We start from the raw sequence: 12,763 nt of genomic DNA, 5'->3' as shown, positions 1-12,763 counted from the left end.
CAGGGCTTCGCGGCTGGGTGCGATGCTCTCAAGCGAATTGGGTTTCGAGCCGCGTGTCGACGAACGCCCTGCCCGGGATCGACGGGTCGAGCCTAGGCTGCGGAGCCTGCCCGGAGCTTGCGAGGATGGCGGCTTCCATCGGGTAGAGCGCCCGCAACTGCTTGAGCGCCTCGAAAGAGCGGTCCTCGGCGATCAGCCGGTCGATGCTCTGAAGTCCGGCCAGAACCGCGGCGTCCTCGAAGATGCAGGCCGTGGTCAACAGCATGCGATCGAACAGCAGCCGGGCGGCGCCGGCATTCCTGGGGTCGATCAGCATGGTCTGGACGACGAAGTAGAGCTGCCGCAGCGGCGTCGTCGTCTCGTCGGGCTGGATGACATGGGTTTCGAGCAGGAAGGTCGCGTCGTTCATCAGCTCGAGGCTGACCTTGCGATCGAATTTGAGGATCGCCCCGTTGATGTAGATCTTCTCGTTGGCGCGCAGGGAGAGGTTCATCGTCATGCTCGTCCTTGGTTTCAGGCCAGGCTGTCGCGGATCATCTTGTTGACGTCGATGACCGACTCGAAATCCTCCGACTGGCCGAGGCGCAGCGCCTCGCCCTGGCGCAGGGCGAACATCCCGATCGAGATCAGGGAGGCGCGCAGCGCCTCTGGCAGGGCGTTCTCGGCGCTGGCCAGATCCTCGATCAGGAAGGTCCAGAGCCGGCGCAGGAAGGTCACGGCCTCGATCGTCTGCGGCGAGGCGGAGCCGGTCGGGCGGGCCTGCTCGAGCAGGATGACGGCCCGGTCGAGCGCGCGCCATTCATTGGCGCGTGCGAGGGCGAAATCATCCTCGACGGCGGCCGCATAGGAGCTTTGATACATGAGGCGTCTCCGGGCTGGTTCAGGCAAGGCGGTCATGCTCCTCCGATCGCCCCGGCCGGTGGCCGGGCGGCGGATCGAGAGCGTGCGGCGAGGGCCCCCCGGCCGCACCGGCCGGGGGCGGGGTCAGCTCATGAACTTTAGGATGTTCAGCTGCTGGATCCTGACGGTGAGCGCGTAGGCGGTGTCGAGCTGCGTCGTCAGGTCGGTGACACGGACATTGGCCTCGTAGGGATCGACGTTCTCGAAGGCCTGGATCTGCTTGGTGACGATGTCGCGCTGGATTGTCAGTCGCTCGCTCGAGACCTTGACCCGCTCCTCGATCGCGCCGAGCTGGGCCTGCGTCGCGGTGATGCCGAGGATGGCCTTGTTGACGCTCTCGATGCTGGCATCCACCACCGCGCGGAAGGCATTGGTGTTGAGGTTCTCGATGCCGAGATCGAAGGCCATCGTATAGGCCGCGGCGAGGTCGCGCATCGACTGGGTGTTGGCGTTGGTCGAGACTTCGACGACTTCGCTCAGCGAGATCCGGCTGGTCATGTTCTGGTCGAGCGCGGAGGACCAGTTGGCGCCCCAGGCGGGGTCGGCGAACTCCGTCGGCAGGACCGTCTGGAGGAAGGTCGTCATGTCGGCCTGGGTGATGTTGGCGGCGGCCGGCGCATTCTGGGCGAAGCCGAAATAGCCGGCGAAGGCTGCGTCGATCGCGGCCTTGTTGCCCGGGGCCGGGGTGGCGAAATAGTCGGTCACCGGGCGCTGCTGGGTGTTGATGCCGGCGAACAGGAACTGGCCGCTGGAGGAGGCGTTGAGCGAGGCGGTCAGCGCCTGGAGGTTGTTCTTGGCCTCTGATTTCAGCACGTCGGCCCCCTTGTCGCCGTCGCGCACGCTGATCAGCGTGGCCAGGAACTGCTCGGCCGTCTCGCGCATGCCGTCGAGCGCCTTCTGCGAGACTTCGAGCCGGGATGCGACGAGCCCGTTGGTGTCGACGATGCCGTTGAGCCGGTTGTACTGGTCGCGCAGGCCGACCGTCTTGCCGGTGCTGCCGCCGAGCGTCAGCCCGATATCGGCATGGCGCATCGTGGTCGATTCCTTGGTGGCGTCGGCCAGGCTGTCGCGGGCTTTCGCGACGGCGTTGCGCAAGGTGCCCGAGAGCGAATAGTTGGAAATGAAGCTTGTCTTCATGGTCTCACCTCACGGCCTGAAGCAGCGCTTCGAGCATTCTGTCGATGGTCGAGATCAGCGTGGACGAGGCGTTGAAGGAGCGCTCCAGCTCCATCATCAGCGTCATCTCCTCGTTGATGTCGACGCCGGTGACGTTCGACAGCGCCGCCGTCGTGCGCTGCAGCAGCGCGGTTTCGTAGCCGAGCGTCTGCGTCGAGGTCTGGCGCTGCGCCTCCAGCCAGCCGACGGACGACCCGGCGAAGCCGACGAGGGTATCGGTCGGGTCGGCTCCCGTGACGGGATCGAAGGTGCGGCCGGTGCCGAGCGCCGTCAGCAGCCCCTGGATGCGGTCGGGGAAGCCGGCCGCGCCGGTGCCGTTATAGGTGTAGTCCGGGTCGAGCGGGTCGGAGATGCCGCCGTCCCGCAGCCGGTCGAGATCGCCGCCCTGTGACGGGTCGGCATTGGCGTTGACGCGGATCGCGCCGGCAAGGCCGGCCACCATGACGCCGGTGGCGGGAATGGCGGCGGGGCCCGGCGGCGGGCCATAGGTGAACAGGCCTGCCTGGTCGGGGCCCACGCCGGTCTGGTCGCTCTCGGCGAAGACCTCGACGAGGCCGCGCGCGATCTCGTCGAGCTGGCTTTGATAGGTGACGGTGATCTCGTCGCGGACGATGGAGGAGCCGTAGATCTGGCCCGACTTGATCGGCATGATCGCGTTGGGCCCGGTGACCGGCACGCCATCGACATAGACGGCGTTGCCTGCGGTCCCGGCACCCAGCGCGAAGCTTTGCGCCATCGAGACGCTGCGCGGCACGGTCTCGAACAGCGTCACCCCGCCATCGGTGTAGATCACCATGTCGTTGTTGGGGCGCGTGGCGACGCTGATACCCATTTCCTCCGAAAGCTGGGAGAGGATGCGGTCGCGCGTGTCGAGCTGGTCGGTGACGTCGGCGCCCGACTGGCTGCCCTTGACGATCGCCTTGTTGGCCGCCTCGAACTCGACGAGGAGGCTGTTCACGCGCGCGACGCCGAGCGCCATGTCGGCGTCCGCCTGCTGGCGCACCGTGCGGACGGTCCCGCTTGCCTCGTTGAGGCTGCGGACCAGTTCGGTCGCCTTGGTCAGGACGTTCTGCGCCAGAAGCGGATCGTCCGGCGTCACGCCGTATTGCTGCAGGGCATTGGTCAGGTCGCCGAGCTTGGCCGCCAGCGACTGGTCGAGCTCGGGGTCGTCCACCGTCGCCTCGAGCTGATCGAGCGCATCGACGACGGCCTGCTGTGCCGATGTCGTGGCGGTCGCGCCGAGCTTGGCGGCAAACAGCACCGAATCCACGGCGCGGCTGATCGAGGCGATCCTGACCGCCCCGCCATAGGTCGTGACCAGCGTGCCGGCCTTGCGGTTGTAGTGGGGATCGTCGGCGCCGGCGACGTTGCGCGACAGCACGGAGGTCTGCGTCGAGGTCGCGGTCAGGGAGGACTGCGCCACGTTTAGGGCCGATGACAAGCTCATGGAATCGTCCTCGTCTCGCTTTCGGTCGCGCTCAGCGCTTCAGGTTGACCAGGACGTCGAGGATTTCCGAGCCGGTCTGGAAGACTTTCGAATTCGCCGTGTAGCTGCGCTGCGACTCGATCATCGCGGTCAGTTCGGTGGCGAGGTCGACATTGGACTGCTCGAGCGCGCCGGAGCGGATCGAGCCGAAGCTGCCGCTTTCGGGAAAGCCGACGATCACGTCACCCGACATGTTGTTGACGGAATAGACATTGCCCGATTGCGGCGTCAGCTGATCGACGCTGGGCACCGTGGCGAGCGGGATGCGATAGGTGGCGCGGCGGGCGCCGTTCTCGAAGACGGCGTAGACGGTGCCGTCATTGGCGATGTCCACGCTCTCGACCGCGCTCGGTGCGTTGCCGTCGACGGCGAGTTCGAGCGCGGTCTCGCCGGTCGCGACCTGCGAGACCTGGCTGAAGTCGATCGTCGCGGTGGCGCCGCCGGGAATGGCGACGGTGAAATTCGCCGGCGCCGTGGTGAGCTGGCCCGTCGGGCCGAAGGCCAGCGCGACGTTGGCGAGCGGCGCCGCGGTGTAGGGAAAGCCGCCGGCGGTCGCTGTCGCCTGGTCGAAGACGACGGCCTGCCAGGTGTCGGGCCCGGTGCCGGTCTTGGCCATGTAGACGTCGAGGAACTTCTTGTTGCCGAGGTTGTCGTAGGAGACGATCGAGGCCTTGCTCGAATAGGTGCTGCCGGCGACGTTGTCGGAGGGCAGGTTGCCCGGCGCGATCACTGTCGCATTGGAATCGAGCACCCCTTTCAGCGTGCCGCTGACGGTGGGGTTGGCCTCATAGGCGACATTGGCGAGGTTGATGCGCTCCAGCCCGTCGAGGCTGTTGGCGATGACGGTGGGGTCGCCGTTCTCGATCGGGTAGCCCATCAGGTAGAAACCGGCCGAATTGACCAGCTCCTGGCTGCCGTTCTTCACGAACGCGCCGGCGCGGGTCATGTAGGGCGTTCCGCCCGCATCGGTGACGACGAAGAAGCCGTTGCCCTTGATGGCGAGGTCCGTCTTCGAGGTCGAGCCCATGATCAGGCCCTCATCGGAGATCGCATAGCGGGTCGTGGTCTCGACGCCGCCCGAGTTGTATTCGCTGTGGTTGCCTTCCGAGATCAGCGATGAAAACTCGGTCGAGGCGCGCTTGTACCCGACCGTATTCACATTGGCGATGTTGTCGCTGACCGCGCCCAGCTTGCTGCCCTGGGCAGCCATGCCCGAGACGCCGGTCCGCATAATGCCAAAAATGCTCATCTGCTCATCTCCAAGCGAAGCTTTCGATCCTCATCTGATCGAGTTTTGCTTGCGTGGAGCTGTCGATGCTGGATGCATAAAGATTGACGTAAATATTCATCGACACGATCGCGCGTTGGGCCTGCGACGCACTCATTATACTATAGGCGATACGCTGCACGGCTGGAGGCGCCGCCGTGGCGGCCCCCGGAGGGAGCGACGATCGCATGACGCTGGGTCATGTATAAGGCTCCTGTTTCAGCGTTAACAAGAAGTTAATTGATTCAAATAAATCCGTATACCGGTCTTTAAACCAAGTTTCCGCAGTGTTTCTCCTGATGTCGCATTGCATCAATCATGCATTGACCCTTCATGAAACCTTCCATAGCGTCAAAGTGCTTCCAACTCATGCGAGGTGGAACGCTTCCAATGCCGGGGGGTATCCATGTACATCGTGATCGACGATCGGGTTTTGGTGACCGAAGGGTACCAGAACCTGTTTACCGGCGAGGGCGTTCCGGCGATCGGTTTTACTCCGTCGCGCTTTCAGGAATGGGTCGAGGACACCCCCGCTGATCATCTCAGCACGGTCGAGGCGTTCCTGATCGGCGACTGCGCCGAGCGCTCGACCTTCCCGACGATGATCCGCCGCCGCTCGCAGGCGCCGGTGATCGCGATGAACGAGGCGTCCTCGCTCGAAAAGACACTGGAGCTCTTCGCCGCCGGCGTCGACGACGTGGTCCGCAAGCCGGTGCATGTCCGCGAGATCCTGGCGCGGGTCAATGCGATGCAACGCCGTTCCGAGAAGCGCCGCTCGAGCGACGACGAGGTAACGGTCGGGGAGATCAAGGTCCATTTCGACGGCAGCGACCCCGAGGTGGCCGGCGAGCTGATGGCGCTGCCGCGTCGCGAGCGCCGCATTCTGGAGTTCCTGATGCGCCACCGCGGCCGCTGGGTCACCAAGACCCAGGTGTTCAACGCGGTCTACGGGCTGTTCGACGACGAGGTCGACGAGGCTGTCGTCGAAAGCCATGTCAGCAAGCTGCGCAAGAAGCTGCGGACCAAGCTCGGCTACGATCCGATCGATTCGAAGCGCTATCTCGGCTACACCATCTCCTGATGCTTCCACCCCGGCCGCCCGGCCGGGGGCGCCCTGCGCCCGAGACCGGTCTCGCCCGCAGCACCATCGCTGCAATTGCCGACGACAGCTTCACGCAAGTCAATCCTCCTAGTGTTGCCTAGCAACTACTATGGAGGCTTCAAGTGGAGCCAGTACATCTCTTCGATCTCGCAGCCAAGCAATCGCATTGGCTCGCCGTTCGACAGAACGCGGTTTCGCAGAACATCGCGAATGCCAACACGCCGCGCTACACGGCCGTCGATGTCGAGCCTTTCGAGGCGATCGTCCGCAAAACCACGCTTTCGGTCGCCGCCACCGCGCCCAACCACATGACCTCGACGCCGGCCGAAGCACTGACGGCGCGGCCGCGCAAATCCGACAGCTGGTCGACCGTCCATTCCGGCAATTCGGTCAGCCTGGAGCAGGAGATGCTCAAGGCCGGCGAGATCAGCCGCCATTACGCGTTCACGACGAACATCGTGAAAAGTTTCCACCGCATGATGATGACCGCGATCCGGGGCTGATCAGCCTCGCGCAAGCAATCACGTGTCGAAATCTTGCCTTGGGTGAGTAAAAATCATGATCGATCCTCTGAATGCTTCGATGAAAATCGCCGGTGCCGGGCTGCAGGCCCAGTCGACGCGGGTGCGCGTCGTCTCCGAGAACCTGGCCAACGCCCAGTCGACCGGCACCACGCGCGGCGCCGATCCCTATCGCCGCAAGACGGTGACCTTCGAGAGCGCGATGAACCGGGCTGCGGGCGTCTCCCTGGTGAAGATCAAGGGCGTCGGCGTCGACAAGGCGCCCTTCCGCGTCGAGTTCGAGCCGAGCCATCCGGCCGCCGACGACAAGGGCTACGTCAAGATGCCCAATGTCTCGCTGCTGCTCGAAATGGCCGACATGCGCGAGGCCAACCGCTCCTACGAGGCCAACCTGCAGATGATCAAGCAGGCGCGCTCGATGCAATCCATGACCATCGATCTTTTGAGGAACGGCTGATGCTCAACGCGATCTCCGCTCTCGCGCCCGCCGCGAGTCATCTCACCCAGGGGCTGCAGGGGCTCGGTGCCACCGGGGCCCGGCCAGGCGCGGGCGTCGAGGCGGCGTCCGCCCAGCCCGGAGCCGATTTCGGCTCCGTGTTTGCCGGCGTCGCCCAGAACTTCGTCGACAATCTGGCGCAGGGCGAGGCCCAGGCGGTTGCCGGCGTCCAGGGCAAGGCCGCGGTTCAGGACGTGGTCCAGGCGGTGATGTCGGCCGAGCAGTCGCTGCAGCTCGCCATGGCGATGCGCGACAAGGTCGTCGCTGCCTATCAGCAATTCGTCCAGATGCAGGTTTGAGGACGCATCGCCATGAAAGTTCTCGCCATCGCGGCCACCGGCATGAGCGCCCAGCAGCTCAATGTCGAAGTCATCGCCAACAACATCTCCAACATCAACACCACCTCGTTCAAGCGGGCGCGGCCGGAGTTCACCGATCTGCTCTACCAGACCGAGCGTTCGCGCGGCGTGCCCAATCGCGGCGGCGACGGCTCGATTCCCGAAGGTGCATCGCTCGGCCTGGGCGTGCGGGCGGCAGCGATCCGCAACCTGCACATCCAGGGCGCGATGACGCAGACCGGCAACCGGCTCGACCTCGCGATCGACGGGCGCGGCTGGTTCAAGGTCACGGCGCCCGAGGGCGAGACGCTCTATGCCCGCGCCGGCACGTTCAACACCAATGCCGATGGCGACATCGTCACCGCCGATGGCTATCTGCTCGATCCGGTGATCCGGGTCCCGGCCGATGCGGTCGACGTGACCGTCAATGAATCCGGCCTCGTGCTCGCCAAGATCCCCGGCGAGGTCCAGCCGCGCCAGCTCGGCCAGATCACGCTCGCCAACTTCGCCAACGATGCCGGCCTCGAGCCGCTCGGCGGCAATCTCTATCGCGAGACGGTGGCCTCGGGGCAGGCGACGGACGGCAACCCCACGGCGATCGGCTTCGGCAAGCTGCGCCAGGGCTATCTCGAGGCGTCGAACGTCGATCCGGTGAAGGAGATCACCGCTCTGATCGCGGCGCAGCGCGCCTATGAAATGAACGCCAAGGTCATCACGGCCGCCGACCAGATGGCCGGCACCGTCTCCAACGGCATCCGCTGAGGACATCCCCATCATGGCCCTTTTGCCGGTCCGCTCCCTCGTGCTCGCCGCCTGCCTCGGGCTCGTCGCCATCGGCCCGGCCCGGGCTGCGCCGGAGGGCGTCATGCTGCCGGTTCCGGCGGTGACGCTCTATCCGGGCGATGTCATCACCGACGCGCATCTCGTCGACCGGGCCTTCCGGGTCGCGGCGCGGGTGTCGATCGACAACCGACTCGCGGTGGTCGGCAAGGTGACGCGGCGGACGTTGCTGCCGGGCCAGCCGATCCCGCTGAATGCGGTCGACGACCCAAAGGTGGTCAGGCGCGGCGTGCCGACGCAGGTGGTCTTCCGCGAGAGCGATCTCGTGATCACCGGCATCGTCGAGCCGATGGCCTCGGCCTCGGTCAACGAGATGGTCAAGGCGCGCAATCCCGATACCGGGCTCGTCGTCATCGGCGTCGTCCAGGCCGACGGCACCATCCGCGTCGGGAGCGAGTGATGGCGCCGACCTCGCGACTGCTCGCTTTGCTGTGCGCGCTGGCGCTGGCGTTTCAATGTGTCGCGCCGGCCCAGGCCTCGGTGCGGATCAAGGATATCGCCGGCCTGCAGGGCGTGCGCGACAACCAGCTCGTCGGCTACGGCCTCGTCATCGGCCTGCAGGGCACGGGGGACAGCATCCGCAATTCGCCCTTCACGGGCCAAGCGCTGCAGTCGATGCTCGACCGGCTGGGTGTCAATGTCCGCAATTCGGCGCTGCGCACGCGCAATGTCGCGGCGGTGATCGTGACGGCCGATCTGCCGCCCTTCGCCGGGCGGGGCAGCCGTATCGACGTCTCGGTCGCCTCGATGGGCGACGCGACCTCGCTGCTCGGCGGCACGCTGGTCGTGACCTCGCTTCTGGCGGCAGACGGGCAGACCTATGCGCTGGCGCAGGGGCGGCTCAACGTCTCGGGCTTCAATGTTCAAGGCGAGGCGGAACGGGTGACGCAGGGCGTCTCGACCGCGGCGCGGATACCGGGCGGCGCGCTGGTCGAGCGGCAGATCGCCGACCAGCTCTCTAACCTGCATGTGCTCTCGCTGGAACTGCGCAACCCCGATTTCGTCACGGCCGAGCGTGTCGCGAACGCGATCAACAGCTTCACCCGCGAGCGCTACAAATCGACCGTGGCGTTTGCGCTCGATCATCGCACGATCAGCCTGACGCGGCCGGCCAACATGTCGACGGCTCGCTTCATCGCCGAGATCGAGCGGCTGACGCTGGAGCCGGATTCGCCGGCCCGCGTCGTGGTCGACGAGCGCACCGGCACGGTGGTGATCGGCCGCGACGTCAAGATCTCCACGGTCGCCGTGACGCATGGCAATCTGACGGTGCGCGTCACCGAGACGCCGATGGTCTCGCAGCCCGAGCCGCTGAGCGGGGGGCAGACCGTGGTGGTGCCGCGCACGCAGATCGAGACGCAGCAGGGCAATGGCCGGCTCGCGATCATCAACGGCGCCAACCTGCACACGCTGGTGCGCGGCCTCAACCAGATCGGCCTGAAGCCTGCCGGAATCATCGCGATCCTGCAGGCGATCAAGACCGCGGGGGCGCTGCAGGCCGACCTCGTCGTGCAGTAGCGGCCGCGGACGGCCTTGCGGCTATGGGCTGAACACGAGCACCACGAACACGAAGAACACCGAGAGATGCACGGCGCCCTCCAGCATCGTCGTGCGCGTCCCGGTGAAGGTCAGTGTCGACAGCAGCAGCGTCATCGCCAGGATGACCATGTTGGCGTTGGACAGGCCGAGCACGACCTCCTGTCCCGTGAACAGGCCGATCGCCAGCACGGCGGGCACGGTCAGGCCCAGTGTCGAGGCGGCCGCGCCCAGGCAGAGATTGATCGCGCGCTGGAGCTGGTTGGCGCTGATCGCGCGCAAGGCGGCGATGCATTCCGGGGTAAAAACCACGAGCGCGATCAGGATGCCACCGAGCGCGACCGGCGCGCCGAGCTGGATGATGCCGAAATCGAGAACGCTCGCGAGGCTCTTGGCTAGGATCACGATGGGCAGGATGTTGGCGAGCAGCAGTGCGACGCGCCCGGCATTGCTGCCGCCGGGGTCGAGATGCGCGGGCAGGCCGCCGTCGGCCAGCTGTTCGCGCGACGCGGTGCGGGCCGGGGGCGCATGGTCGCCGGTCGGCTCCTGGAAGAAGCTGCGGTGCCGCCCGGTCTGGAGCACGAGGAAGGCCCCGTAGAGCGCCAGTGTGAACAGCGAGAACGAGATCGATTGCAGCGTCGTCAGCGTGCCGTTGGCGGTCGATGTCGTGAAATTCGGCAGCACCAGCGGGATCACGGTCAGCGGGATGATGACGGCGAGATAGGATGATGCGCCCTTCAGGTTGTAGCTCTGGGCAAAATGCTGCCGGCCGCCGATGATGAGCCCTATGCCGACGACGCCGTTGAGCACGATCATCAGCACGGCGAACATCGTGTCGCGGCCCAATGTCGGCGCGCCCTTGGCGCCCAGCATGACCGCCGAGATCAGCGCGACCTCGATGATCACGATCGACAGCGTCAGGATCAGCGTGCCGAAGGGCTCGCCCAGCCTGACCGCCAGGATGTCGGCCTCGTGAACCACCCCGAAGGCCGACCAGATGATGATGCCAAGCAGCCAGACGAAGAGCGCAAGCGACGCCAGCGGCGCGCCGAGCTGGCCGAGCAGAACGTCTCCCACCGACAGGAAGGCGGCCACGGTTCCCCAGGCGCAGGCGAGACGAAGGATCGCAGCGTTCACAATGGCGCTCACAGGTGGAAAAAGGGGAAAGAAGGCGTCAAGAAACCGGCCGCGCGAAGCAGTCTCTGGCGGATCAACGCGCCGGCAGCCGACAAGTTCGGTGCGCCCGGTGCAAAACCTCAGTCGACGGCGATGGTGCGCGCCAGGGGGCTGGCCGCCTCTTCCGCCAGAGCCGCGGCCTTGTCGGTGACGAGATACTGCGCGCGCGCCAGAGCCTCGAAGCGGCCGCCCTTGGCGACGAGTTCGTCGAAGGACCCCATCTCGATCACCTGCCCCTGCTCGAAGACGAGAATGCGATCGGCATTGCGGATCGTCGCCAGTCGGTGGGCGATGACGAAGGTGGTGCGGCCCTTCATTACCTCCTCCAGCGCCTTCTGCAGCTTGACCTCGGTCGCGGCGTCGAGCGCCGACGTCGCCTCGTCGAGGATCAGGATCGGCGGGTTCTTCAAAAGCGCACGCGCGATCGAAAGACGCTGGCGTTCACCGCCCGAGAGCGTGCGGCCGCGTTCGCCGACCAGGGTATCGAGCCCGTCGGTCTGGCGCGCCATCACCTCGGTCGCCTGCGCGCGGTCGAGCGCCTCCATCATCTCCGCTTCCGTGGCATCGGGCTTGCCGACGCTGAGGTTCTCGCGGATCGAGCGCGCAAACAGCATCGGCTCCTGGAAGACGACGCCGATATTGCGGCGCAGCGACAGAAGCGAGATCTCGCGGATGTCCTGCCCATCGACCGTGATCTTGCCCGATTGCGGATCGAAGGCGCGGTGCAGAAGCCCCAGCGTCGTCGATTTGCCGGAGCCGGTGGAGCCGACGATGGCGATGGTCTCGCCCGGCGACACCGAAAAGGAGACGTCGCGCACCGCGGTGCGCTTGCCGTCATAGGAGAAGGAGACGTCCTCGAAGGCGACCGCGCCCGAGAGGCGCCCCGCATCGGGCGCGCTCGGCAGGTCGCGCACCGCCGGCAGCGTGTCCAGCACCTCGAAGAACTCCCGCATCTTCGGCGCCTGCATGAAGATGAAGTTGACGAAGGCGACGATCTGCTCGAGCCGGCCGACCAGCATGGTGGCGAAGCCCATGAAGGTGACGATCTCGCCCACCGTGGTCAGCCCCTGCATCAGGAGCCAGGCGCCGACGACGAAGATCGCCAGCACCGTCAGCGTTGCCGAGGCGCGCGTCGCGACCGTCGCGATCGCCCACCAGGACAGGACCGGCAGCTGCGCCTCGAGCAGGCTGGCGATGGTCGAGCGCAGGCCGCGGACCTCGGCCTCGATGCGCGTGAAGCTCTGGATCACCGGCACGTTGCCGAGCGCATCCGAGGCGCGTTCGGCGAGATTGGAGTGGTAGGCCTCGACGCTGCTCTGCAGCTTGTCGGTCTTGCGCAGCACATAGGCCGTCAGCGTGCCGAAGAGGACCACGAGCGAGATCAGCAGCAGGCCCAGCTGCCAGTTCTTCCAGAGCGTGAACGGGAGCAGGATGAACAGCGCGACCAGGCTGGCGCAGTGCTCGCGGAAAAACGACAGCCACAGGGCCCACATCCCGCTGGTGCCGTCGAGCATGACCTTGAGCACCCGGCCGGAATGGGTCTGCGTGTGATAGGCCAGCGGCAGGGTCAGCGCGTGCTCGAAGTAGTTCGCCATCACCGCCAGCCGGCGCCGATGCGCCAACCGGTCGGAATGCAGCGAGACGAAGACCGAGGCGGCGATGGTGAACAGGCCGAAGCCGACCCAGGCCAGGATCAGCGGGCTGATATCGGCCCAGCTGAGCTTCTGCCCGGCCCCTTGCACATTCGACAACTTGTCGATCAGCGCGCCAAACAGCATCGGTTCTGCGAAGGACGCCGCCGCCAGAAGCACGTTGGCGAGCGCCAGCACGATACCGAGCCGCTTCTCCGGGCCGAGTTCGCCGAGAACGCGTGCATAAATCGCAAACAATGACATCGAGAGATCCTGGAACACCGCCGCCCCGCC

14 protein-coding genes are annotated in these 12,763 nt (G+C 66.0%); 7 read left to right on the top strand and 7 right to left on the bottom strand.

Going from position 1 to position 12,763, the window contains the following annotated elements:
* Nucleotides 1-28: 28 nt before the first annotated feature.
* The 5 genes from flbT to Q8S38_RS10655 form a co-directional block, all read right to left on the bottom strand.
* The gene (gene flbT / locus Q8S38_RS10675) at nt 29-493 is read right to left on the bottom strand and encodes a flagellar biosynthesis repressor FlbT (protein ID WP_305680395.1); all 465 of its coding nucleotides are present in this window, start codon (nt 491-493) and stop codon (nt 29-31) included.
* A 20-nt stretch (nt 494-513) separates the two neighbouring features.
* Nucleotides 514-861: a flagellar biosynthesis regulator FlaF gene (gene flaF, locus Q8S38_RS10670; RefSeq protein WP_305680394.1), complete on the bottom strand. Its 348-nt coding sequence runs from the start codon at nt 859-861 to the stop codon at nt 514-516.
* A 123-nt stretch (nt 862-984) separates the two neighbouring features.
* On the bottom strand, nt 985-2,037 hold the full coding sequence (locus Q8S38_RS10665; protein WP_305680393.1) for a flagellar hook-associated family protein: 1,053 nt from the start codon (nt 2,035-2,037) through the stop codon (nt 985-987).
* Nucleotides 2,038-2,041: 4 nt separating this feature from the next.
* The gene (flgK, locus tag Q8S38_RS10660; protein ID WP_305680392.1) at nt 2,042-3,523 is read right to left on the bottom strand and encodes a flagellar hook-associated protein FlgK; all 1,482 of its coding nucleotides are present in this window, start codon (nt 3,521-3,523) and stop codon (nt 2,042-2,044) included.
* A 31-nt stretch (nt 3,524-3,554) separates the two neighbouring features.
* Nucleotides 3,555-4,811: a flagellar hook protein FlgE gene (locus tag Q8S38_RS10655; RefSeq protein WP_305680391.1), complete on the bottom strand. Its 1,257-nt coding sequence runs from the start codon at nt 4,809-4,811 to the stop codon at nt 3,555-3,557.
* Nucleotides 4,812-5,235: 424 nt separating this feature from the next.
* On the opposite strand from Q8S38_RS10655, the gene Q8S38_RS10650 reads away from it, so the two are divergent.
* The 7 genes from Q8S38_RS10650 (at nt 5,236) to flgI (ending at nt 9,644) form a co-directional block, all read left to right on the top strand.
* On the top strand, nt 5,236-5,910 hold the full coding sequence (locus Q8S38_RS10650; RefSeq protein WP_305680390.1) for a response regulator transcription factor: 675 nt from the start codon (nt 5,236-5,238) through the stop codon (nt 5,908-5,910).
* A gap of 143 nt (nt 5,911-6,053) precedes the next feature.
* A complete protein-coding gene (gene flgB / locus Q8S38_RS10645; RefSeq protein ID WP_305680389.1) occupies nt 6,054-6,434 on the top strand; it encodes a flagellar basal body rod protein FlgB in 381 nt (126 codons plus the stop codon).
* Nucleotides 6,435-6,489: 55 nt separating this feature from the next.
* Nucleotides 6,490-6,909 carry a flagellar basal body rod protein FlgC gene (gene flgC, locus Q8S38_RS10640; RefSeq protein ID WP_305680388.1) on the top strand — a complete coding sequence of 140 codons (420 nt, stop codon included), beginning with the start codon at nt 6,490-6,492 and terminating at the stop codon, nt 6,907-6,909.
* Nucleotides 6,909-7,247 carry a flagellar hook-basal body complex protein FliE gene (locus Q8S38_RS10635; protein ID WP_305680387.1) on the top strand — a complete coding sequence of 113 codons (339 nt, stop codon included), beginning with the start codon at nt 6,909-6,911 and terminating at the stop codon, nt 7,245-7,247. Before flgC ends, Q8S38_RS10635 begins: the two co-directional genes overlap by 1 nt.
* Before the next feature lie 12 nt (nt 7,248-7,259).
* Nucleotides 7,260-8,048, top strand: coding sequence for a flagellar basal-body rod protein FlgG (gene flgG / locus Q8S38_RS10630; RefSeq protein ID WP_305680386.1), 789 nt, complete (start codon nt 7,260-7,262; stop codon nt 8,046-8,048).
* A gap of 13 nt (nt 8,049-8,061) precedes the next feature.
* Nucleotides 8,062-8,526 carry a flagellar basal body P-ring formation chaperone FlgA gene (gene flgA / locus Q8S38_RS10625; RefSeq protein ID WP_305680385.1) on the top strand — a complete coding sequence of 155 codons (465 nt, stop codon included), beginning with the start codon at nt 8,062-8,064 and terminating at the stop codon, nt 8,524-8,526.
* Nucleotides 8,526-9,644 (top strand): flagellar basal body P-ring protein FlgI, encoded by a 1,119-nt coding sequence (flgI, locus tag Q8S38_RS10620; RefSeq protein ID WP_305680384.1) that lies wholly within the window; start codon nt 8,526-8,528, stop codon nt 9,642-9,644. The genes flgA and flgI overlap by 1 nt, the downstream gene beginning before the upstream one ends.
* Before the next feature lie 21 nt (nt 9,645-9,665).
* Here the strand turns inward: flgI and Q8S38_RS10615 are convergent, their stop codons facing one another.
* Together Q8S38_RS10615 and Q8S38_RS10610 are read right to left on the bottom strand one after the other, a co-directional pair.
* Nucleotides 9,666-10,799, bottom strand: coding sequence for a calcium:cation antiporter (locus Q8S38_RS10615; protein WP_305680383.1), 1,134 nt, complete (start codon nt 10,797-10,799; stop codon nt 9,666-9,668).
* A gap of 119 nt (nt 10,800-10,918) precedes the next feature.
* Entirely contained in the window at nt 10,919-12,733 is a 1,815-nt protein-coding gene (locus tag Q8S38_RS10610; protein WP_305680382.1) for a glucan ABC transporter ATP-binding protein/ permease, read from the bottom strand.
* Nucleotides 12,734-12,763 lie beyond the last annotated feature (30 nt).

It is taken from the genome of Allobosea sp. (genome assembly GCF_030695125.1).
Lineage (GTDB): Bacteria > Pseudomonadota > Alphaproteobacteria > Rhizobiales > Beijerinckiaceae > Allobosea.
This window is presented reverse-complemented; position numbering and strand designations above follow the sequence as displayed.

Excerpts from the sequence above, each read along its gene's own strand:
- flgG (WP_305680386.1), top strand. The coding sequence starts at position 7,260 with ATGAAAGTTCTCGCCATCGCGGCCACCGGCATGAGCGCCCAGCAGCTC.
- flaF (WP_305680394.1), bottom strand. The coding sequence starts at position 861 with ATGTATCAAAGCTCCTATGCGGCCGCCGTCGAGGATGATTTCGCCCTC.
- Q8S38_RS10650 (WP_305680390.1), top strand. The coding sequence starts at position 5,236 with ATGTACATCGTGATCGACGATCGGGTTTTGGTGACCGAAGGGTACCAG.
- flbT (WP_305680395.1), bottom strand. The coding sequence starts at position 493 with ATGAACCTCTCCCTGCGCGCCAACGAGAAGATCTACATCAACGGGGCG.
- flgC (WP_305680388.1), top strand. The coding sequence starts at position 6,490 with ATGATCGATCCTCTGAATGCTTCGATGAAAATCGCCGGTGCCGGGCTG.
- flgA (WP_305680385.1), top strand. The coding sequence starts at position 8,062 with ATGGCCCTTTTGCCGGTCCGCTCCCTCGTGCTCGCCGCCTGCCTCGGG.
- Q8S38_RS10610 (WP_305680382.1), bottom strand. The coding sequence starts at position 12,733 with ATGTCATTGTTTGCGATTTATGCACGCGTTCTCGGCGAACTCGGCCCG.
- flgK (WP_305680392.1), bottom strand. The coding sequence starts at position 3,523 with ATGAGCTTGTCATCGGCCCTAAACGTGGCGCAGTCCTCCCTGACCGCG.
- Q8S38_RS10635 (WP_305680387.1), top strand. The coding sequence starts at position 6,909 with ATGCTCAACGCGATCTCCGCTCTCGCGCCCGCCGCGAGTCATCTCACC.
- Q8S38_RS10655 (WP_305680391.1), bottom strand. The coding sequence starts at position 4,811 with ATGAGCATTTTTGGCATTATGCGGACCGGCGTCTCGGGCATGGCTGCC.
- Q8S38_RS10665 (WP_305680393.1), bottom strand. The coding sequence starts at position 2,037 with ATGAAGACAAGCTTCATTTCCAACTATTCGCTCTCGGGCACCTTGCGC.
- flgI (WP_305680384.1), top strand. The coding sequence starts at position 8,526 with ATGGCGCCGACCTCGCGACTGCTCGCTTTGCTGTGCGCGCTGGCGCTG.